We start from the raw sequence: 20584 nt of genomic DNA, 5'->3' as shown, positions 1-20584 counted from the left end.
GCGATAGTGGGTGCGGTTCAGTGTCCCGAACCGTAGGCGGAGGATGCCGACCCCGGCCCGTAGGACCGCAGCAGCACCGTGGTGACGATAGCGCCGAGCGCCAGGACCGCGGCGCAGATCACCATGACCACCCAGTAGCTGTTCCCGAACGCGGCGAAGGCGGCGGCGAGCACCTCGGGGCCGGTGCCCTCGGCGGTCAGGGCGTCGGTCATGGACCTGGCTGCCTCGGGCGGCGCGCCGTCGGGCAGCTGGACGGTCACGGTGTAGATCGTGGTCAGGAGCGAGCCGAGCAGGGAGACGGCGGCCAGGCTGCCGAACTCGTAGGAGACCTCTTCCACGGAGGACGCCATGCCGGCCCGGCGGGCGGGCACGTTGCCGATGATCGCGGTGGACGCCACCGACATCGCCGCCCCGAGCCCGAGGCCGGTCACCAGCAGGCCCCCGAGCAGCCACCACAGGCCCTGCTGCACGCCGTACAGCGTGCCGGCCACGCCGACGGCGCCCACGGCCAGGCCGCCGCCGATCAGCACCCGCAGGCCCACGACGTGGAGGAACGCCCCGGCGAGCAGCGAGGAGGGCAGCGAGCCGAGGGCGATCGCGGCCACGAGGAGCCCGGCCTCGAGCGGGGTGAACCCGGCCACGAGCTGGAACCGCTGCGTCGTGGCCAGCTGCAGGCCGCCCATCGCGAACATGGCGATCGCCGCCGCCAGGACCCCGGACGAGAACGCGGGGTTGCGGAAGATCGTCAGGTCGAGCAGCGGGAACGGCAGCTTGCGCTGCCGGCGCACGAAGACGAACCAGCCCACGACCGCCACCGCGGCCGCGCCGAGGACGACGGTCCCCGAGCGGTCGGCCTTGGCGACCTCCTTGATGAGCACCACCAGCCCGACCAGGGTGACCAGGGCCTGCACGGACGAGACGAAGTCCCAGCGGGTCCCGGGATGCGGTTCGTCCTGCGGTGCGACGGCGAGGCCGACGATGACGGCCAGCACGACCACCGGCACGTTGATCAGGAAGATCGAGCCCCACGCGAAGTGCGCCAGCAGCGCGCCGCCGACGATCGGCCCGAGGGCGCCGCCGACCACCGACAGGCTGCCCCACACGCTGATCGCGATGTTCCGCTCGCGCTCGTCCGTGAAGGTCACGCGGATCAGCGCGAGCGTGGCCGGCATCATCGCCGCCGCGCCGACGGCGAGCAGCCCGCGGGCCGCGATCAGCACCTCGGGCGTGGGCGCCGTCGCGGCCAGGAAGGACGCGAACCCGAAGACCACCAGCCCGGCGATGAACATGCGCCGGTGGCCGAACCGGTCGCCCAGCGTGCCCGAGCCGAGCAGGAGGCCGGTCATCACCAGGGGATAGGCGTTGATGATCCACAGGCTCTCGCTCCAGCTCGCGTCGAGCTCGCGCGTGAGGGTCGGCAGCGCCGTGAACAGGATCGAGTTGTCCAGGGTGATCAGCAGCAGGCCGGTGCCGACGGTGACCAGGAGGGTCCAGCGCCGCCCGGTGCCGAGCTGGGACGTGCCCGCACTGCGCGGAGGGCTCATCGTCATGGTTGTAAATGTACCATCTAGAAGGTTAAGTTACGCGGTCAGGACGGGGTCGTGGAGACGTCAGTAGCCCCTCGGTGCGAGCACCGAGGGGCTACTGAGATTCACCCTCGAAAGTGTAGGGCCGGGTGAAGGTTCTACGCGCGCGGCCAGGCCCCCGGCGTCGGCCACTTCGCGGAGCGGCCGTCGCCGCTGGAGGTGCCGGTCAGGCGGCGCTTGACCCACGGGCCCACGTGCTGGCGCATCCAGGCGGCGTTGGCACGCGCCGTCTCCCGGAAGGCCGCCGGCGGGGCGGCGTCCAGCGGCACGTCGTAGGCGGCGTCGTCCGGCTCCAGGCCCAGCGCGACCAGGGCGGCGTTGGCCACCCGCTGGTGCCCCTCGGGCGTGAGGTGGATGCGGTCGGAGGACCAGACGCGCAGGTCGGCCAGCGACCGCATGCCCCACAGGTCCACGACGCGGGCGTCGTGGCGCCGGGCGATGGACCAGACGTTCGCGTTGAAGATGCCCACCCGCCCGTTGGTCCAGCTCAGCGCGGCGCCTGCCTTGAACCCCGTGCCCATCAGGACTTCGGCGCCGGAGGCCCGGAGCTTGGCGACGGCGTCCTCCAGCGCGCCCGAGATCGTGTCGATGTCGGCGGTGGCCCGCAGGATGTCGTTGCCGCCCGCGACCAGGGACACGAGGTCGGGCTTGGCGTCGAGCGTCGCGCCGAGCTGCTCGGCGACGATCGGGCGCAGCTTGCGGCCGCGGATGGCGAGGTTCGCGTACTCCAGCGGGTCCTCGCCCGCCGCGATGCGGCGTGCCGAGAGCGCGGCGGCGAGGTTGTCCGCCCAGCCGCGCTGCACGTCCGGGGCGTCGGGATACGGATCCCACAGACCCTCCGTGAAGGAGTCGCCCATGGCGATGTACCGCGTCCAGCGGACGGGGGCGGTCGCGGTGGGGGAGGTGGAGGGGCCTTCCGGTTCTGGGGTCGTCGTCGCGCTCACGTTCCTCATTGTTGCGCCAACCCGGTGAAGAGTCGTCACAAGTGGGTGTGTCGGGCAGCACAGAAGGTCGCTGTCAGTGGGTCCCGGTAACCTCCTGAACGTGGAGACCACCGTGAACCCGACACCCCCTGCCGACGCCGCCGCTGCCGCTGGCCGGCCCCCGTTGTCGCAGGTCATCGCGCCGGACTGGGCCGAGGCCCTGGCCGACGTCGAGCCCCGTATCCATGCGATGGGCGACTTCCTGCGCAACGAGGTCGCCGAGGGGCGCACCTACGTCCCGGCGGGGGAGAACGTGCTCGCCGCGTTCAAGCGTCCGCTGGCGGACGTGCGCGTGCTGATCGTGGGCCAGGACCCGTACCCGACGCCGGGGCACGCCATGGGCCTGTCGTTCTCGGTGCAGCCGGACGTGCGCCCGGTCCCGCGGTCGCTCGTCAACATCTACAAGGAGCTGCAGGACGACCTCGGCCTGCCCATCGCGAGCAACGGCGACCTGCGCCCCTGGGCCGACCAGGGCGTCATGCTGCTGAACAGGACGCTCACCTGCCGTCCCGGCGCGTCGGACTCGCACGCGGGCAAGGGCTGGGAGGAGGTCACCGAGGCCGCCATCCGCGCGCTGGTGGCCCGCGGCGGGCCCCTCGTGGCGATCCTGTGGGGCGCGAAGGCGCGCAACCTCAAGGCGTGGCTCGGCGACGTCCCCGTGGTCGAGAGCGCGCACCCGTCGCCGCTGTCGGCGCGCAGCGGCTTCTTCGGCTCGAAGCCGTTCTCGAAGGCCAACGCGCTCCTCGAGCAGCAGGGCGCGCAGCCGGTCGACTGGCGCCTGCCGTAAGGACGCGGCACAGCCTTGGTGCCGGCGGACGGCCGGCGTGGACGACGTGAGAAGGACTCAGGTGGACGACAGGAACATGCTCCCGGGCTACGGCGAGCAGACCGGCGAGACGCTGGTCGCGCACGTGGAGGCACCCGCTCCCGAGGTCGCGGGCGCCGATCGGGGACTTTCCGACCGGGACCGCGAGATACTCGCGTTCGAGCGCCAGTGGTGGAAGTACGCCGGCGCCAAGGAGGAGGCGGCGCGTGAGCTGTTCGGGCTCACGGCCACGCGTTACTACCAGGTTCTCAATACGCTGATCGATTCCCCGGCGGCCCTGGAGCACGACCCGATGCTGGTCAAGCGCCTGCGCAGGCTCCGTTCCACCAGGCAACGGGCACGTACTACACGACGGTTGGCGGATGAGAACCACTGAGAACGCACCGTTCTGTCACAACAACCCGCTACTCTCTCTGCCGTGACGAAGAGTGGCTACCCCTACCCGCCCGACGAGTTCGACGTCGCTGTCCCCGGGGGCGCACCAGTGGGTGTGCACCGTGCGCCGCGCAGTGGCTGGAGCTCGGCCTGGCCGTTCCTGCTGGTCGCCGTAGTCTGCGCCGCCGTGGCGTGGGGTGGCATCACGCTGCTGTCCGGGGACGGTGGTGGCGCCGAGGCATCGGGCGACGCGTCGCCCTCGGCCTCCGCACCGGTCTCCCCGTCGGCCTCGCCGTCGGGTGAATCCTCGGGTGAACCTTCGGGCGAGCCCAGCGGCGAGGCATCGGAGCCCGCCGGCGAGGAGTCGTCGTCGGTGACGGGCAACCCGGCCGACGCCGACCTGACCGCTGCGGTGCAGGTGCTCAATGCGAGTGGTGTGGCCGGTGCCGCCGGTTCGGCTGCCGACCAGATCACCGCCGCCGGGTTCACCGGAACCATCACGCCCGCGGACGACGAAGCGGGGCTCGGTCAGGGCTACACCGAGACCACCGTGCTGTACGCCGCGGAGCGCGCCGACACCGCGGCGGCCGTCGCACAGGCGGTCGGTGCGACCAACGCGGTCGAGTCCGCGGACGTCACGGCATCCCAGTACGCGGCCATCGTCATCATCAAGTAAGGCGTCGGTTGATGTTGCCAACCGGTACCACCAGCCTGATATTCGCTTCCCTGGCTATCTCCGCAGCCCTCTGACCTGCACGTTCGCCATGCGCTTAATGCCACATACCGGGCATAGAGGGTTCCCTGGTGTGAGACGGACCACTAGGCTCGAACCACCACGGGTCGACCGCATGGCCCGTGCAGAGGTACAAGGAGAACTACGCATGGCCCAGGGCACCGTCAAGTGGTTCAACGCCGAGAAGGGGTATGGCTTCATCACCCCGACTGCCGGCGGCCAGGACCTTTTTGTTCACTACAGTGCGATCCAGAGTGACGGCTACCGGTCCCTCGACGAGGGTCAGGAAGTCGAGTACGAGGTGGGGCAGGGGCAGAAGGGCCCGCAGGCAGAACAGGTTCGTCCAGTCTGACTCGATGGGACGACGGGTGGGAACTGCCCACCCGTCGCCCGCCACCCCCCTCGACGGATGCTGGGACCCAGACCCCGGCGTCCGCACTGGACGGTCGATGACGACCGGTATCGCACGATGTCGGACGACGATGCCCGACGCCATCGAGCAGCCGCCCGTACCGCGGCTGCTCGCTCTGGTTCCCGCCCGGCACCCCCAGCCCCGCGAGCACCATGATTCGATGGGTCGGTGACGCTCCTCGACGCCGTAGTGGTGGGCTCCGGCCCGAACGGGCTGGCAGCCGCGGTGACGCTCGCGCGCGCCGGGCTCGGGGTCCGGGTCCTGGAGGCCCAGCCGACGATCGGCGGAGGCGCACGCACGCTCCCCGTTCCCGAGCTCGCCGACGACCTCGTCTTCGACCTCTGCTCCGCCGTGCACCCCATGGCGTGGGCCTCGCCGTTCTTCCGGGCCTTCGACCTGGGCGCGCACGGTGTGGAGCTCGTCGCGCCCGAGATCGCCTACGCCCAGCCGCTCGGCGGTGGTCGCGCGGGCCTCGCCTTCCGTGACCTCGACCGGACGGCGGACGGCCTGGGGCCGGACGGCGACGCGTGGCGCGACCTGATCGGCCCCCTCGCCGAGAGCTGGCGCGAGATCACCGCGCTCGCGCTCGGGGACAAGCGGACCGTGCGCGGCATGCTGGAGGGCGTGCGCGGCGGCCCGGCGTCGTCGGCGTGGGGCGCCGCCTCGGCGGTGCGACCCGGTCTGCGGTTCGGTGCCGCGCTCCTCGAGCAGGGCGGCCCGCGCTGGGACCGCCGGTTCCTTACCGAGGAGGCAAAGGCGCTGCTCACCGGCGTCGCGGCGCACGCCATCACGCCGCTCCCGTCGTACGCGGGCGCGGGCACGGCTCTGCTCCTCGCGGCCCTCGCGCACGCCGACGGCGGCTGGGCGGTCCCGGTGGGCGGCTCGCAGGCCGTCACCGACGCCCTCGTCCGTGACCTGGAGGCGCACGGCGGCACCGTCGAGACCGGGCGCGCCGTCGAGGACTGGCACGACCTGCCGCCCGCCCGCGCCGTCCTCTTCGACACCACGCCGCGGGCCGTGCTGTCGATCATGGGCGACCGGATCAGCATGCCGCGCCGGGCCGCCCTGCACCGGTTCCGGTACGGCAACGCGGCCGCCAAGGTCGACTTCGTGCTGTCGGAGCCCGTGCCCTGGACGGTGTCCGACGTCGGGCGCGCGTCGACCGTGCATGTCGGTGGCACCCGCGCCGAGATGGTCATCGCGGAGGACGCCGTCGCGAACGGGACGCACCCCGACCGGCCGATGGTGCTGCTCAGCGACCCGGGCGTCGCCGACCCGGGGCGCGTGCGCGGAACCAGGCGGCCGCTGTGGACCTACGCCCACGTGCCCGCCGGCTCGACGCAGGACCTCACCGAGGCGGTCACCCGGCAGATCGAGCGGTTCGCGCCCGGCTTCCGCGACGTCGTCGTCGGCGCGCGGTGCATACCCGCCAGCCAGATGGAGCTGCACAACGCGAACTACCCGGGCGGCGACATCTCCGCGGGGGCGGCCAGCATCTGGCAGATGTTCGCCCGGCCGACCCTCGCGCCCGACCCGTACCAGGTGGCCGAGGGCGTGTACCTCTGCTCGGCGTCGACCCCGCCCGGGCCGGGCGTGCACGGCATGGGCGGCTGGCACGCGGCGCGCCGGGCGCTGCTGCGGGAGTTCGACGTCCGGCACGTCCCGGGGCTGGCGCCCGCGTAGGGCCCGCGTTCGCCCCCGGAGTACGCGCCTTGCACTCTCATGGTCCGAGTGCCAATAATGTCTTAGCACTCTCCGTTGGAGAGTGACAGCAGGGTCGAATGGTGAGGCCTCCTGCCGCGGCGAGACGTGATCGCCACGGAGGTTGCCGTCCGTCGCGGGCACCGGCCGGCCTGGACAAGCCACCAGCGGAGGATTCATCCCCATGGCCAAGATCATCGCTTTCGACGAGGTCGCTCGTCGGAGCATGGAGCGCGGGCTCAACCAGCTCGCCGACACGGTGAAGGTCACGCTCGGCCCGAAGGGTCGCAACGTCGTTCTGGACAAGAAGTGGGGCGCCCCCACGATCACCAACGACGGTGTCTCCATCGCCAAGGAGATCGAGCTCGAGGACCCCTACGAGCGGATCGGCGCGGAGCTCGTCAAGGAGGTCGCCAAGAAGACGGACGACGTCGCGGGTGACGGCACCACCACCGCCACCGTGCTCGCCCAGGCGCTCGTGAAGGAGGGCCTGCGCGTCGTTGCCGCCGGTGCCAACCCGATCGCCGTCAAGCGCGGCATCGAGAAGGCCACCGAGGCCGTCACCGAGCAGCTGCTGAACGCTGCCAAGGAGATCGAGACCAAGGAAGAGATCGCCGCCACGGCCGCGATCTCGGCCGGTGACCCGGCGATCGGCGAGCTCATCGCCGAGGCCCTCGACAAGGTGGGCAAGGAAGGCGTCATCACCGTCGAGGAGTCGAACACCTTCGGCCTCGAGCTCGAGCTCACCGAGGGCATGCGCTTCGACAAGGGCTTCCTGGCCCGCTACTTCGAGACGGACCCCGAGCGCCAGGAGGCCGTGCTCGAGGACCCGTACGTCCTGATCGTCGAGTCGAAGATCTCGAACGTCAAGGACATGCTGCCGCTGCTCGACCAGGTCATGAAGTCGGGCAAGTCGCTCCTCATCATCGCCGAGGACGTCGAGGGCGAGGCCCTGGCGACCCTGGTGCTGAACAAGATCCGTGGCACCTTCAAGTCCGTCGCCGTCAAGGCCCCGGGCTTCGGCGACCGCCGCAAGGCCATGCTGCAGGACATCGCGATCCTGACCGGCGGCCAGGTCATCACCGAGACCGTCGGCCTCAAGCTGGAGAACGCCACGCTCGAGGAGCTCGGCCAGGCTCGCAAGGTCGTCGTCACCAAGGACGAGACCACGATCGTCGAGGGTGCCGGCGACGCCGACCTCATCGCCGGTCGCGTGAACCAGATCCGCAGCGAGATCGACAAGTCCGACTCGGACTACGACCGCGAGAAGCTGCAGGAGCGCCTCGCCAAGCTGGCCGGCGGCGTTGCCGTCATCAAGGCCGGCGCGGCCACCGAGGTGGAGCTCAAGGAGCGCAAGCACCGCATCGAGGACGCCGTGCGCAACGCCAAGGCTGCCGTCGAGGAGGGCATCGTCGCCGGTGGTGGCGTGGCCCTCATCCAGGCCGGCGCCGTCGCGTTCGCCAAGCTCGAGCTCGAGGGTGACGAGGCGACCGGTGCCTCGATCGTGCGTGCCGCGATCGACGCCCCGCTGAAGCAGATCGCCGTGAACGCCGGCCTCGAGGGCGGCGTCGTGGCGGAGAAGGTGCGCAACCTTCCCTCCGGCCAGGGCCTGAACGCCGCGACCGGCGAGTACGAGGACCTGCTCGCCGCGGGCGTCAACGACCCGGTCAAGGTGACCCGCTCGGCGCTGCAGAACGCCGCGTCGATCGCCGCGCTGTTCCTCACCACCGAGGCCGTCGTCGCCGACAAGCCGGAGCCCGTGGGCGCCCCGGCCGGCGACCCGACCGGTGGCATGGGCGGCATGGACTTCTGAGTCCGGCCTGACCCGCTCGGGCCTCGGCCCGCGCACCCGTCCGACGCCGGTCGGTCAACCTCTCACGCGGAGGGTGACCGGCCGGCGTCGGCCGTTGTGCGGGCGCTGGCGTCAGGAGAACATGCGCGTGGCCGCCGCCTCGGCCTCCGCGTAGGTGCGGGCGGCCGCCGCCAGCGCGGCCTGGATCGCGTCCAGGGCGCCCTCGACCTGCGCCTGCGCGCCCCGCCACTGGCCCACCGTGCCGCCGAACGCCGCCGCGGCGGGACCCTGCCACGTTGCCTGGAGGGCGTCGAGGTTGCGCATGAGCGCCCCCACCTCCGTGCGCACCGTCGCCACCGAGCCCGCCACCGCCGCGCTCGCCTGCTCCACCTGGTCGCTGTCGACCTCGAACCGCATGGCCCTCACCTCCCCGCGCGCCGGGCCGTCCGGCGTCGTCACCCGACGTTAGGCACCCGGCCGGCGACGACGGGGCGGCATCGGGCGTGGTTGTGCACAGGGGTGTGGAAGGCGGGGGTGTGGTCGCGCTCGAACCGCTGCAGGGCCGAGCGGAGGGTCTGTCGCCCCGGCGCTCAGGTGTCGAGCTTCGCCTGCTCCTTGCGCAGCCGGTGCAGCTCCATGTCCAGGTTCTGCCGCGCGGGCTCCTCCCACGCGGCGCCCATGGGGCTCAGGAAGAGCGACTTGCGGGCGAGCAGCCGCTCGATCACGCGGATCCGGGCGCGGAGATAGTCCCCAGTGGGGATGTGCGCGTACTCGGCGCGCACCGCGGACTTGTAGTCCTTGTAGCGCTGCGGCTCGGCGGCGAGCATCGCGAGGTCGGCGTCGTTGAGCACCGCGGCGTCGAAGTCCGCGGGGTCGGGCGCGTGCCGGACGATGGCGTTCACCAGGGCAGCGACCCGGTCCGCCGCCCGCTCGGGCACCCCGAGCCGGGTCAGCTCGTCGTGCGCGAGCATCGCGGAGGCCGTGGTCTGCTCGCCGCCCTGCGACGCGTCGGCGACCTTGCGCTCCGCGTTGAACACCGCGCCGTGGTACCAGGCGGCGAGGCGCACCAGGTCCGGCTCGTGCGTCTCCTCGGCCAGCTCGTCCACGCGGTGCAGCACGGCGGCCAGGTGGCGCAGGTTGTGGAAGTGCCGGTGCTCGTCGGCCCACCGCTCCAGGAGCGACTGGCCGACCTCCTCGATCGAGTCGGTGTCCGCCGTGGCCCCCGCGCCCACCGCGCTCCGGACGAAGGACTTGAGGAACCACTGCGGCGCGTCAGACGTCAGCACGCCCATGTGAACTCTGCCTAACGGTCGATGTCGGTCACTCCACGACCAGCCTATTACCGAAACGGTCAGCGGCGGCTACCGCGGTCAGGGTTCCGGGGTCACGGTTCGGCACCGGCGTGTCAGACGTACAGGTCACCGGGGTGACTTGTACGTCTGACACGTCAGAGCGGCAGCGTCAGGCGGACCGTGAGGCCGCCGCCCGGCGTCTGCGCCACCTCGACGTGCCCGCCGTGCGTGCCCACGATCGCCGCGACGATCGCCATCCCGAGCCCGGAGCCGCCCGACTCCCGGGTGCGCGACGAGTCCGCGCGGTAGAACCGCTCGAAGATCCGTCGCCCCTGCTCCTCCGTGAGGCCCTGGCCGTGGTCGCGCACCTCGAGCACGGCCACGCCGTCCGACGCCGGCTTGTCCCCGCCCGGAGCGTGCTCGCCGTTCTCGCCGTCCTTGCCCGGCTCCGGGCGGCCGTTCGCGCCCGCCGTCCCGGGCAGCACGCCCAGCGCGATCTCGGCGGGCGTGCCGGACGGCGTGTGCCGCGCGACGTTGCCGATGAGGTTGGTCAGCACCTGGCGCAGGCGGTCCGTGTCGCCCTCGACGACGAGCGTTTCGGGCACGGTGCCGCCGTCCGCGAGCGGCACCATGGTGACCTCGCGCGTCGGGTCGAGCGCGTGCAGGTCCTGGGCCGAGTCGCGCGCGAGAGCGGCCAGGTCGACGTCCTCCCGGGCCACGGGGCGGCCCTCGTCCAGCCGGGCCAGCACCAGCAGGTCGTTGACCAGCATGCCCATGCGGCGGGCGGCGTCCTCGATGCGGCCCATGGTGTCGTCGACCTTGTCCGTGGTGTCCAGGGCGCCCATCCGGTACAGCTCCCCGTACCCACGGATCGTCGCGACGGGTGTGCGCAGCTCGTGCGACGCGTCCGAGACGAACTGCCGCATCCGCACCTCGGAGGCCTCCTGCGCCGCGAAGGCCCGCTCGATCTGCGTCAGCATGGCGTTCAGCGAGGTGGAGAGCGAGCCCATCTCCGTGCCCGCCGGGGCCTCGGGGACGCGCTGGGTGAGGTCACCGGCGGCGATCTGCGCGGCCGTGTGCTCCACCGAGCGCAGCGACCGGAGCGACTGCTCGACCAGCACCCAGGCGGTCAGCCCGCCCAGCAGCACGATGCCCAGGCCGGACATGATCAGGGTGCGGGTCAGGATCGAGACGGTCTTGTCCATCCCCACCAGCGGCAGCGCCACGTAGACGACGGCGCGCTCGCCGGTGTCGTCGTAGGTCGCCCCCAGGGTGATCACGCGCCAGCTCTCGGTGCCGGTGTCCGCACCGGCGTCGCCTCTGCCGGTGGCCCCGGGGGCGGTGAACGGCTCGTCGCCGCTGTCGACCGCCTCCTGGTACGTCACCGTCGGCAGCTTGGGCGTGCCGAACCGCCTCATCGCGTCGTTCCCGAGCTCCGCCTGCGTGCCGCTCTCGCCCACGATCAGCACGTAATAGTCGCTCGGCAGCGCCTGGGTACTGGTGGATTTGAGGATGGCGATCGGGTCGAGGGCGGCCGTGTGCAGCTCGTCGTCCACCTGCTGCACGAGGAAGGTGGAGACCACCGTCGTCGTCGCGACGGCCGCGATGCCCAGCCCCGCCGCCAGCAGCAGCGAGATGATCGCCACCAGCCTGGCGCGCAGGGGTATTCCGGCGAGGCGTTCCTTAAGCACGGACGGGCTGCGGGGCGCGCAGCAGGTACCCGACGCCCCGCTTGGTGTGGATCAGCGGGGGCAGGGTCTCGCCCCCGACCTCGAGCGTGTCGATCTTGCGCCGCAGGTACGAGATGTACGACTCGACGATGTTCGCGTCGCCGCCCCAGTCGTACTGCCACACGTGGTCGAGGATCTGCGCCTTGGACAGGACCCGGCCGGAGTTGAGCATGAGGTAGCGCAGCAGCTTGAACTCGGTCGGGGACAGGTCCACCTCGACGCCGGCCCGGCGCACCTCGTGCGAGTCCTCGTCCATCTCGAGGTCGCCCACGTGCAGCACGGCTTCCTCCTCGGGGGCGGGCACGCCCGTGCGGCGCAGCACCGCGCGGATCCGGGCCACGACCTCCTCCAGGCTGAACGGCTTGGTCACGTAGTCGTCGCCGCCCACGGTCAGGCCCTGCACCTTGTCCTGCGTGTCGTCCTTGGCGGTCAGGAAGACGACGGGGGTGTGCCGGCCGGTCGCCCGCATGCGGCGCGTGACCGTGAAACCGTCCATGTCCGGGAGCATCACGTCGAGCACCACGAGGTCCGGCTCGACGTCGCGGACCAGCTGGAGTGCGCCGTTGCCGTCGGCGGCGGCATGGACCTCGAAGCCCGCGAAGCGGAGAGACGTGGACAGGAGCTCGCGGATGTTCGGTTCGTCGTCCACGACGACCAGACGCGCCTCGGGAGTAGCCATGTTTCCAGTGTGCGGCTGGTTCCTGAACACTGCCTGAGTTTCGCCCGGGAAATCGCCCGGACTGCCGCTCCGGGCTCCGGCTGACCGTCAGGTCAGGGTTCGGCTCCGCGATTGCCGCGACACGGCCTAGGCTGTGTCGCATGTCAGCACCGTCCCCGCAGGAGCCCGGGCAGACGCCCCGGCGCACGTATCTCATCGTCGACGGTGAGAACATCGACGCCACGCTCGGCATGAACGTGCTGAACCGCCGGCCGGCTCCCGAGGAGCGCCCGCGCTGGGACCGCATCTCCGCGTTCGCCGAGAAGGTCTGGTCGCAGGAGGTCGTGCCGCTGTTCTTCCTGAACGCGACGTCCGGCCAGATGCCGATGCCGTTCGTCCAGGCGCTGCTCGCCATGGGCTACAAGCCGATCCCCCTGGCCGCGCAGGGCTCGGAGAAGGTCGTCGACGTCGGTATCCAGCGCACCCTCGACGCGCTCCTGGACCGGCCGGGCGACGTGCTGCTCGCGAGCCACGACGGCGACTTCCTGCCGCAGATCGAGGCGCTGCTGGCCGACGACGACCGCCGCGTCGGCCTGCTGGGCTTCCGGGAGTTCGTCAACGCCCGGTTCACGGACCTGGAGCAGCGCGGCCTGGTCATGTACGACCTCGAGGGCGACGCCGACGCCTTCACGACCATGCTGCCGCGCGTCCGGATCATCCCGATCGAGGAGTTCGACCCGCTGCGTTACCTGTAGCCGCCAGGCCCTGCGCTACTCGCCCAGGGCGAGCGTGCCCTCGTACGGGGTGCGGTCGCCCTGGGGCAGCGTCGGGCGGGCGTTGTGCCCGTGCGACGCCTCGTCGAGCACGGCGATCTGCTCGGCCGACAGCTCGACCGGCGTCGTGTAGACGACCCACTGGACACCCTCGGTGCACGGGGGTGTCGTGAGGCTGCCCTCGTACGCCTCGAAGGTCGGGTCCGCCGGCAGCATCACCGCGACGTCGAGCGGCAGGTCCGTGGTGCCCGGCGTCGCCGCGCCCTCGACGAACGGCTGCCACGCCTCGTTCTCGGCGCCCTCCTCAGCGAGCACCCCGATCACCAGCGTCTCGCCGTCGGCGGTCGTGTGGACCAGGTGGAACTCGGCGTCCATCGCCTCGCCCTCGACGGTGTGCTCCGACGGCACGTGGAAGTGCGTCTGGGCGAGGGTGAACTCGGCGCCGTCCCACTCGACGGTCGACGCCCCGCTCGCGGGCACGAGCTGGATCGTGTGGCCCGTGTCGACCGACTCGCCGACCGTCGGGGACGACGTGATCGTCGGGTGCCCGGCCGCCTGCTGGTCCGCGTGGGCGGGCAGGTCGATGGGCGACTGCGCGTCACCGGCCGAGCACGCCTCGAAGTCGGCGGACAGCTGCCCCCACTCCGCGGGCCCCTCCGCGCCCTCGTAGGACCAGTGCACCTCGCCGCTCACGCCGGGCGGCGGGCCGGCGGTGGCCGCCTCGTCCGGGGCCGGGCCGGTGCCGCACGAGGCGAGCAGCGGGGTGAGGAGCAGGACGGCGGGCAGCGCGAGCTTCTTCAACAGATACTCCGGAGGGGTGGTCCGTGCGAACGGCAGAGGCCGGGTTGTCGGCAGCGTAAAACTACCGAAAACCCGACCTTTCGCCCACCCTGAACGTGATCCCGTGGGACGTCAGCGAGCCGACGCCGGCCACCACGCCCGGACCGTGCCCAGCCTGCGGTGCGCGGCCGGGCGGCCGCCGCCGAAGCCGCCCCCGCCGAACCCGCCGCCGATGCGCGCCGTGTGGGCGCGCTTGCGGGACCGCACGAGGTTCGGGTCGAGCAGGATGCCGCCGAGCATCATGCCGCCGGTGATCGGCCCGTTCGCGTCGGCGCCCTCGGCGTCGGGCTCCGCCGCGGCGGCGGCCGCCACGACGGCGTCCGCGTCCTCGCGGGCCAGCCGGGCGGCCTCCCGGACCAGCGCGCTCGCCTCCTGGGCCTCGCCCAGCGCCGCGGTCGGGTCGGTCGGGTGCAGGGTGCGGGCGACGTCGGCCAGGCGGACCGCCTCGGCGAGCCGCGTGCGCGCCGTCGCGCCGACGGCGCCGCGGCGGGTGGCGACGAAGTCGCCGGTCTGGCGCAGCTGCGCGTCGACCCGGACCAGGGTGTCGCGGACCAGCGCGGACGCCCGGGCCTTGACCTCGGTGTTGTCGCGGATGGATGCCAGCGCGGCGTCCAGGGCCGCCTCCGCCGTGGCGATGCGCTGCAGCCCGGCCAGCGGGTCGCCGCCCTGACGCGTCACCTCTACGTGCTTGAGCGAGGCCTGGGCGGCGGCGCGCGCGAGGGTGACCCGCAGGTCGCCCTCGACGGCCTTGGCGGAGGCCACGTCCTGCGTGAGCGAGGCGATCGACTTGTCGAGCCGGCCCACGGCGTCGCGCAGGTGCAGCGCGGTGGCGTCCACGGCGTCCAGCAGCATGGCGGTCTGTCCCAGCGCGTTCTGCGCGCCGCGGGCGTGCGCCACCGCGACGGCCTTCTGCCCGGCGGCCAGGGCCGAGTTCCCGGCGGCCACGGCCTCCTTGGCGTTGGCCAGCAGCAGCTCCGCCTGCTCAGGGTTGCCCACCACGGTCGCCAGCGGCCCCGTCGGGTACCGCCGGGCGAGCTGGGCCAGCAGGCTCCGGGCGGCCGCGACCCGCTGGGACAGCTCGGCCTCACGGGTCACGACGTCGGCCAGCAGCTCCGCGGCGCGCTGCTGCAGGCGGCGCAGGTCGTCGAACGCGCGGGTGCGGGCGTCGAGCCTGTCCGCGGCGGCGTCGCACAGCGCGATGATCCTGGCCAGGCGGTCGCGGCGGGCGGCGTCCTCGGGAGACTCGGGCCGCGCGGCGTCCTCGCCGGCCTCGCCCTGGTCGTCGCCGAGAGCGCCGGCGTCGCCGACAGTGCCAGCCGGGGCCGACGGCGTACCGGCCGACGCGCCCTCCCGCTCGACGTCGAGCGCCTGCCGGATCGCGAAGGCTTCCCGGACGTCGCCGGCGGCCCCCGCGAGGATCAGCTCGAAGTCCCGCGTCGCGTCGGCGCCCAGCTCCGAGCGGGCGAAGCCGAGCTCCTGCTCGCAGGTCTTGAGCGCGTCGTCGATCCCGACCAGGGCGGCGGCGGCGCGCTCGTCCAGCTCGTCCAGGGTCAGGTCGGCGAAGGCGCTCGCGGCCGGGGCGGCGGCCACCGGGGTGCGGTCCCGGAGCTGGGCGAGGAGCGGGCGCAGCCGGGGCACCGCGAACCGCCACAGCACGAACCCGAGCGCGATCAGCAGCAGCGCCGCCGCCAGCGCGATGCCCACCACGAGGAGCGGGCTGGTGGTGCCGGCGACCCCCTGGCGGACGGTGTCGGCGGCCTCGGTGGCGGCCGGGGCCCACTGCTCGTCCTCGACGGCGGCCGTGACGGCGCCGTCGACCTGCCGGAGCTGGCCGTCGGTAAGCGTCACGTTGCTGTCCGCGGACAGACCGAACTCGCCGTCAGCGGTGGCGATCGCGAGGAGCAGGTCGTCGGTGCGGAGCCCGGACTGGTTCGCGCTCGCGTTGGCCCAGTCCACCGGGTCGGTGCCGTCGAAGCTCTCGATGTACACCACGAACATGCGCAGGTCGGTCTCGCCGGCGAGCCGGTCCACGGCGTCCAGCACGTCCTGGCGCTCGGCGTCGGTGAGCACGCCCGCGCCGTCGGTCACGGCGTCCGTGAGCGTGATCGGCGGCGACGCGGGCAGCACGTCCTTCATGAGCTCGGCCTGCATCGCGGCCGTGAGGCGGGGCGACACGGACGGCAGCGGCTCGGCCGGCCGGACGACCGTCGCGTTGGCGGCCTGGGACGTGGCCGCCAGGACCACGCCGACCAGGCCCGCGAAGGCCACGACGACCCAGCCCCCGGACGCACGGGTGCCGGGGTCGTGCGCATGCTCGGCTCTTGCTCGGGACTCGATCACGTCCCTGATCGTCACCCCGGGTTCAGCACATCGCAATCGGAGGCGGAAACGTTGCGCATATGCAACGAATCCTCAGGTGAATGCCCAGCGTGAAGCGCATTTTCACGTCCTGAGCAGGGTGAATGTCAGGGAGTCGTCGAATCGGCCGGGGAACCGTCCAGATCCTCGGCGTCCACGATGCGGTACGCGTACCCCTGCTCGGCCAGGAACCGCTGCCGGTGGGCCGCGAAGTCCTGGTCGACGGTGTCCCGTGCGACCACGGCGTAGAAGTGCGCGGTGCGCCCGTCGGCCTTGGGCCGCATGATGCGCCCGAGGCGCTGCGCCTCCTCCTGCCGCGACCCGAAGGACCCCGAGACCTGGATGGCCACGGACGCCTCCGGCAGGTCCACCGAGTAGTTGGCGACCTTGCTCACCACGAGCCGGGAGATCTCGCCCTCGCGGAACGCCCCGAACAGCCGCTGCCGCTCCTTGTTGGTGGTCTGCCCGGTGATTATCGGCGCCCCGAGGTGCTCGGCCAGCTCCTCGAGCTGGTCGATGTACTGGCCGATGACCAGCACCTGGTCGTCGGGGTGGCGCGCCACGATCTGCTCCACCACCTTCTTCTTGCCCGACGCCGACGCGGCCAGCCGGTACTTGTCCTCCGTCTCGGCCGTCGCGTAGGTCATCCGCTCGGACTCCGGGAGCGTGAGGCGCACCTCGACGCAGTCGGCGGGCGCGATGTAGCCCTGCGCCTCGATGTCCTTCCACGGCGCGTCGAACCGCTTGGGCCCGATCAGGCTGAACACCTCGTCCTCGCGGCCGTCCTCGCGCACCAGCGTGGCGGTCAGGCCGAGCCGGCGGCGGGCCTGGAGGTCCGCCGTCATGCGGAAGACCGGCGCGGGCAGCAGGTGCACCTCGTCGTACAGGACGAGGCCCCAGTCGCGGGCGTCGAGCAGCTCGAGGTGCGTGTAGACGCCCTTCCGCTTGGTGGTCAGCACCTGGTAGGTGGCGATGGTGACCGGCTTGATCTCCTTCTTGGTGCCGGAGTACTCGCCGATCTCGTCCTCGGTCAGCGTGGTGCGCCGCACCAGCTCGTCGCGCCACTGGCGCGCGCTGACGGTGTTGGTCACCAGGATCAGCGTGGTGGTGCCCGACTTGGCCATGGCGCCCGCGCCGACGATCGTCTTGCCGGCACCACAGGGCAGCACCACGACGCCCGAGCCGCCGTGCCAGAAGCCGTCCACGGCCTGCGCCTGGTAGGGCCGCATCGTCCACGGGGCCGCCTGCTCGTGCGGCGTCCGGGGGTGGGTGGTGGGGCTGAGCTCGATGGGGTGCTTCTCGCCGTCCACGTAGCCCGCGAGGTCCTCGGCCGGCCAGCCGAGCTTGACCAGCACCTGCTTGAGGTGGCCGCGCTCGGACGGGTGCACCGCGACGGTGGACTCGTCGATCCGCTCGCCGACCAGGCCCGCCGTGCGCCTGGACTTGAGCACCTCGGCGAGGACCGCGCGGTCGGTGGTGCGCAGCACGAGGCCGTGCGCCGGGTCCTGCGCGAGCTGGAGGCGACCGTAGCGGGCCATGGTCTCGGCCACGTCGACCAGCAGCGCGTGCGGCACCGGGTAGCGGCTGTACTCGATGAGCGTGCTCACCACCTGCTCGGCGTCGTGCCCGGCGGCGCGCGCGTTCCACAGGCCCAGCGCCGTCAGGCGATAGGTGTGGACATGCTCGGGCGCACGCTCCAGCTCGGCGAAGGGCGCGATCGAACGTCGCGCCTGCTCGGCGCTCGGGTGGTCGACCTCCAGCAGGAGCGTCTTGTCACTCTGCACGATCAACGGGCCGTCGGGCATGTGGTCTCCCTCAGTCTTGTGTCGGTTCGCCTCAGGGCGTGGTGGTCGTCGGTAGGACCGACGCGATGCGGTGGACGGCGATCGTCAGCTCGGCCTCGCGGTCCGGGTCGAGCGCGCGCAGCCTGCCGCCGTCGAGGTTCAGGGGTTTCAGCTCGCGGCGCTCCAGCCGGCCGGTGTGTCCGGCCACCTCGATGATCACGGTGGAGCCGTCGCGGAGCGCGTCACGCAAGAGTGCCAACCCGTCGGCGGGGTGCTGTGTTCCCGCGTCGTCGTCGAGCAGCTCGGCGGGCCCGGCGGGCCCGGCCGGTTCGGGCGCCGACGGCGGCCCGGGTGCCGTCGCCGTCACCGTCACCTCGTCGGCGGTCACCGGGACAGCGGGGCTCACCACGCGGTAGCCGCGCAGAGGGACGGGGCCAGGTGGTGCCACGGAGTGCGCCACCTCGGCCGCGTCCGCCCGTGCCCGGGCGCCGGCCCGGGCCGCCGCCTCGACGGCCCGCAGCTCCGCGACCAGGGCCTCGGGATCAGGGGCGCGCGTGGCGACGTCGGCCGCGGAACCCATCCGGATCGCCGCCGCCGAGCGCGGGGCCGGCATGGCCCGGCCCGTGACGCCCCGCCGGGCCACCAGCACCCGGCCGTCCGGCCCCTCCAGGGCCGAGACCAGGCCACGGCTGCGGAGCGCCTCGTGCAGCGCGGCCGCGGGGACGGACGCTGCGAGCACGGTGGGCGCCAGCCGCACCAGGCCCAGGCCCGCGAGCGACGGGTCGTGCTCGAGCCCGGCCAGCACGGTCGCGTCGGCGGCCCGCAGGTACGCCGACGCCGAACCCACCCGCACCGCGCCGTGCCGCCGCGCGGTGTCCCGGACCAGGTACTCCAGGGGCTGCGGGACCGGCACGGGGGAGCGGTGCGCGAGCTCGTCGAGCAGGCCGTCCGCCGTCTCTCCCTGGTCGAGCGCGCGCGTGACCGACGCCGGGCTGAACCGCACCGTCGTCGCCGCGCCGCGCGACTCCACGTCCGTGGACCGCTCCAGGAGCCGTGCGAGCTCCCGCGACGGCCGCCCCGGCACGATCCCCGTGAGGTCGCCCTGGAGCAGGATCTCGTCCACCTCGTGCGGGAGCACCGCGCGCAGCACCCCGGCGACGTCGGGCGGCTCCGCGGCGCCGGGCCCGCCGGCGGTGCCGTCGGCCGGCGCGTCGTGCTCCAGCAGCGCCAGCCCCGGCGCCGACAGCGCGCCCGCGCCCGTCACGCCCAGCCACTCCGCCTCGGCCAGCAGGCCCTCGACCGCGCTGGCGGGCGGCACCGAGCGCGGTGTGTGCCAGGTCAGCACCTCGACCACGGCCCCCGGCGTGGGCGCGAGCACGGCGTCCGCGCCGCGGGCCGCCGCGAGCACCCCGAGCACGCTGTGGCGCAGCCGCGGCACCCAGGGCCGCTGCAGGTCGGGCGACAGCGGGGCGCGCAGCGCGCCCTTGTCGTCGCGGGAGCCCACGAGCCACGGCGCCCGCCGGGCCGTCAGCCACGCCCCGGCCAGCCGGGCCCAGCGGGCGGCGTCGTCCAGGTCGTCCCAGTCGGTCACCGTGGGCACGTACGACGGCGGCGCCTCGCCGTCGTCGCGCACCAGGCCGGCCAGCGCCGCGACCTCGACCACGAACGCCGTCGCCGGCTCGTCCGCCTCCAGCTGCGCGGCGATCCGCCGCAGGTCACGCACGCCCAGGCCGCCGGCACGCAGCACCGACGACGGGCTGTCGTCCCAGGACTGGCGCAGCAGGCGCACGCGGCGCACCAGCTCCAAGGCGGCGCTCGCGGCCTCGGCGTCGGCGGTGGCCGTGGGCACGGTGCGGCCCTGCGGCTCGGGCGGCCGGGTGTGCGGCGTGCGGTGGGTGTGGCCGCCGCGGAGCGCCAGCCCGACCAGCCGCGGCAGCACCACGTGCCGCGCGTCCGACCGGACCAGGAGGTGCGCGGTGACCAGCCAGTTCACCGCGTCCCGGGGCCGGGAGCCCGCGGGTGGGACGACGCCGACGGGCGGTCCCCAGGCGAGGGCGTCCAGGATCGCGCGCGCCCCGCCCGGCGCGTCGGCGAGGAGCGTGCCGAGCGTGGCGTCCGTCGCGGCGCGACCCGGGGCGGAGCCGAGCGAGCGACCCACCGCCTCGGCCAGGCCGTCCGGCACGGGTTCGACGTGCGGGCCCAGGCCCGCGGGGTTGGGGCCGAGCAGCTCGTCGAGACCCGGCGAGGTGCGCAGGTCGGGGCCCTGGTCCGGGCCCTGGTCGGCGTCCGGCCCGCCGTCCCACAGCAGGGCCTGCTCGACGGCCCGGTGCACGGCCGCCTCCACCAGGGAGCGGTCGTCCGCGGAACCGCCCAGCGCCCAGGTGACCACCTCGGGGCTGAGCGGTCCGGGCAGCGGCGGGCCGCCGGCGTCGGCGCCGCCCGGCGGGGCGCGGAAGACAGGTTCGAGGGCGAGCACCGCCTCCAGGACCTGCAGGGTCAGGGCGTCGGCGCGGGCCAGGGCGCGTTCGAGGGAGGTACGGCTGGACGCGCGGGCCGCGAGCGACCGGAGCGTCGAGGGGGAGGGGGCGGCAAGATCAGGACGGGCGCGCAGGAGCGCGGCGAGCGCGGTGTCCGAGCGCTGCCGGAGGTCGTCGGCGAAGTGCCGCGTGGTCGCCGCCGGCGCTGCGGGGAGCGAGGAGGCCATCCTGACGATGCTACGCGGGTTTCCTCCGGCGCAGTCC

The 20584-nt window shown here is 73.2% G+C and carries 17 protein-coding genes; 7 read left to right on the top strand and 10 right to left on the bottom strand.

The window, feature by feature from the left end:
- Positions 1-17: 17 nt before the first annotated feature.
- The gene (locus ACFU5G_RS06210; protein WP_377241839.1) at positions 18-1550 is read right to left on the bottom strand and encodes an MFS transporter; all 1533 of its coding nucleotides are present in this window, start codon (positions 1548-1550) and stop codon (positions 18-20) included.
- A 134-nt stretch (positions 1551-1684) separates the two neighbouring features.
- Positions 1685-2443 carry an SGNH/GDSL hydrolase family protein gene (locus ACFU5G_RS06205; RefSeq protein WP_377241886.1) on the bottom strand — a complete coding sequence of 253 codons (759 nt, stop codon included), beginning with the start codon at positions 2441-2443 and terminating at the stop codon, positions 1685-1687.
- Between the two features lie 250 nt (positions 2444-2693).
- On the opposite strand from ACFU5G_RS06205, the gene ACFU5G_RS06200 reads away from it, so the two are divergent.
- The 6 genes from ACFU5G_RS06200 (at position 2694) to groL (ending at position 8429) form a co-directional block, all read left to right on the top strand.
- Complete coding sequence (locus tag ACFU5G_RS06200; RefSeq protein ID WP_377241884.1) at positions 2694-3356, top strand: uracil-DNA glycosylase; 663 nt, start codon at positions 2694-2696, stop codon at positions 3354-3356.
- A 61-nt stretch (positions 3357-3417) separates the two neighbouring features.
- The gene (locus tag ACFU5G_RS06195) at positions 3418-3771 is read left to right on the top strand and encodes a DUF3263 domain-containing protein (RefSeq protein WP_377241837.1); all 354 of its coding nucleotides are present in this window, start codon (positions 3418-3420) and stop codon (positions 3769-3771) included.
- A gap of 42 nt (positions 3772-3813) precedes the next feature.
- Entirely contained in the window at positions 3814-4446 is a 633-nt protein-coding gene (locus ACFU5G_RS06190) for a LytR C-terminal domain-containing protein (RefSeq protein ID WP_377241835.1), read from the top strand.
- A gap of 205 nt (positions 4447-4651) precedes the next feature.
- A complete protein-coding gene (locus ACFU5G_RS06185; RefSeq protein WP_020017272.1) occupies positions 4652-4855 on the top strand; it encodes a cold-shock protein in 204 nt (67 codons plus the stop codon).
- A gap of 228 nt (positions 4856-5083) precedes the next feature.
- The gene (locus tag ACFU5G_RS06180; protein WP_377241833.1) at positions 5084-6598 is read left to right on the top strand and encodes a phytoene desaturase family protein; all 1515 of its coding nucleotides are present in this window, start codon (positions 5084-5086) and stop codon (positions 6596-6598) included.
- Positions 6599-6800: 202 nt separating this feature from the next.
- Positions 6801-8429, top strand: a complete 1629-nt coding sequence (gene groL, locus ACFU5G_RS06175; protein WP_377241831.1) for a chaperonin GroEL — start codon at positions 6801-6803, stop codon at positions 8427-8429.
- A gap of 111 nt (positions 8430-8540) precedes the next feature.
- Here the strand turns inward: groL and ACFU5G_RS06170 are convergent, their stop codons facing one another.
- The 4 genes from ACFU5G_RS06170 to ACFU5G_RS06155 all read right to left on the bottom strand — a co-directional run bounded on the left by ACFU5G_RS06170 (position 8541) and on the right by ACFU5G_RS06155 (position 12109).
- The gene (locus ACFU5G_RS06170) at positions 8541-8825 is read right to left on the bottom strand and encodes a WXG100 family type VII secretion target (protein WP_377241829.1); all 285 of its coding nucleotides are present in this window, start codon (positions 8823-8825) and stop codon (positions 8541-8543) included.
- Positions 8826-8998: 173 nt separating this feature from the next.
- A complete protein-coding gene (locus tag ACFU5G_RS06165) occupies positions 8999-9700 on the bottom strand; it encodes a hypothetical protein (RefSeq protein WP_377241826.1) in 702 nt (233 codons plus the stop codon).
- A gap of 155 nt (positions 9701-9855) precedes the next feature.
- Positions 9856-11391, bottom strand: a complete 1536-nt coding sequence (locus ACFU5G_RS06160) for an ATP-binding protein (protein WP_377241824.1) — start codon at positions 11389-11391, stop codon at positions 9856-9858.
- Positions 11384-12109: a response regulator transcription factor gene (locus tag ACFU5G_RS06155; RefSeq protein WP_026366019.1), complete on the bottom strand. Its 726-nt coding sequence runs from the start codon at positions 12107-12109 to the stop codon at positions 11384-11386. Before ACFU5G_RS06155 ends, ACFU5G_RS06160 begins: the two co-directional genes overlap by 8 nt.
- 140 nt (positions 12110-12249) lie before the next feature.
- Between ACFU5G_RS06155 and ACFU5G_RS06150 the strand changes: the two genes are divergently transcribed.
- On the top strand, positions 12250-12843 hold the full coding sequence (locus ACFU5G_RS06150; RefSeq protein ID WP_036964106.1) for an NYN domain-containing protein: 594 nt from the start codon (positions 12250-12252) through the stop codon (positions 12841-12843).
- Positions 12844-12858: 15 nt separating this feature from the next.
- Here ACFU5G_RS06150 and ACFU5G_RS06145 read toward each other — a convergent pair whose 3' ends face one another.
- The 4 genes from ACFU5G_RS06145 to ACFU5G_RS06130 form a co-directional block, all read right to left on the bottom strand.
- A complete protein-coding gene (locus ACFU5G_RS06145) occupies positions 12859-13662 on the bottom strand; it encodes a carbonic anhydrase (protein ID WP_377241822.1) in 804 nt (267 codons plus the stop codon).
- 111 nt (positions 13663-13773) lie between these two features.
- On the bottom strand, positions 13774-16041 hold the full coding sequence (locus ACFU5G_RS06140) for a TPM domain-containing protein (RefSeq protein ID WP_377241820.1): 2268 nt from the start codon (positions 16039-16041) through the stop codon (positions 13774-13776).
- A gap of 125 nt (positions 16042-16166) precedes the next feature.
- Positions 16167-17864, bottom strand: coding sequence for a DNA repair helicase XPB (locus ACFU5G_RS06135; protein WP_377241817.1), 1698 nt, complete (start codon positions 17862-17864; stop codon positions 16167-16169).
- Positions 17865-17895: 31 nt separating this feature from the next.
- Positions 17896-20547 carry a helicase-associated domain-containing protein gene (locus tag ACFU5G_RS06130; RefSeq protein ID WP_377241815.1) on the bottom strand — a complete coding sequence of 884 codons (2652 nt, stop codon included), beginning with the start codon at positions 20545-20547 and terminating at the stop codon, positions 17896-17898.
- Between the last annotated feature and the right edge of the window lie 37 nt (positions 20548-20584).

Origin of the sequence: Promicromonospora sp. NPDC057488, assembly GCF_042802395.1 — a bacterium.
GTDB lineage: Bacteria > Actinomycetota > Actinomycetes > Actinomycetales > Cellulomonadaceae > Promicromonospora.
The sequence above is the reverse complement of the archived record's forward strand: the minus strand, read 5'-3'. Positions and strand labels throughout refer to the sequence as shown.

Excerpts from the sequence above, each read along its gene's own strand:
- ACFU5G_RS06210 (WP_377241839.1), bottom strand. The coding sequence starts at position 1,550 with ATGACGATGAGCCCTCCGCGCAGTGCGGGCACGTCCCAGCTCGGCACC.
- ACFU5G_RS06205 (WP_377241886.1), bottom strand. The coding sequence starts at position 2,443 with ATGGGCGACTCCTTCACGGAGGGTCTGTGGGATCCGTATCCCGACGCC.
- ACFU5G_RS06185 (WP_020017272.1), top strand. The coding sequence starts at position 4,652 with ATGGCCCAGGGCACCGTCAAGTGGTTCAACGCCGAGAAGGGGTATGGC.
- groL (WP_377241831.1), top strand. The coding sequence starts at position 6,801 with ATGGCCAAGATCATCGCTTTCGACGAGGTCGCTCGTCGGAGCATGGAG.
- ACFU5G_RS06170 (WP_377241829.1), bottom strand. The coding sequence starts at position 8,825 with ATGCGGTTCGAGGTCGACAGCGACCAGGTGGAGCAGGCGAGCGCGGCG.
- ACFU5G_RS06165 (WP_377241826.1), bottom strand. The coding sequence starts at position 9,700 with ATGGGCGTGCTGACGTCTGACGCGCCGCAGTGGTTCCTCAAGTCCTTC.
- ACFU5G_RS06155 (WP_026366019.1), bottom strand. The coding sequence starts at position 12,109 with ATGGCTACTCCCGAGGCGCGTCTGGTCGTCGTGGACGACGAACCGAAC.
- ACFU5G_RS06150 (WP_036964106.1), top strand. The coding sequence starts at position 12,250 with ATGTCAGCACCGTCCCCGCAGGAGCCCGGGCAGACGCCCCGGCGCACG.
- ACFU5G_RS06135 (WP_377241817.1), bottom strand. The coding sequence starts at position 17,864 with ATGCCCGACGGCCCGTTGATCGTGCAGAGTGACAAGACGCTCCTGCTG.
- ACFU5G_RS06130 (WP_377241815.1), bottom strand. The coding sequence starts at position 20,547 with ATGGCCTCCTCGCTCCCCGCAGCGCCGGCGGCGACCACGCGGCACTTC.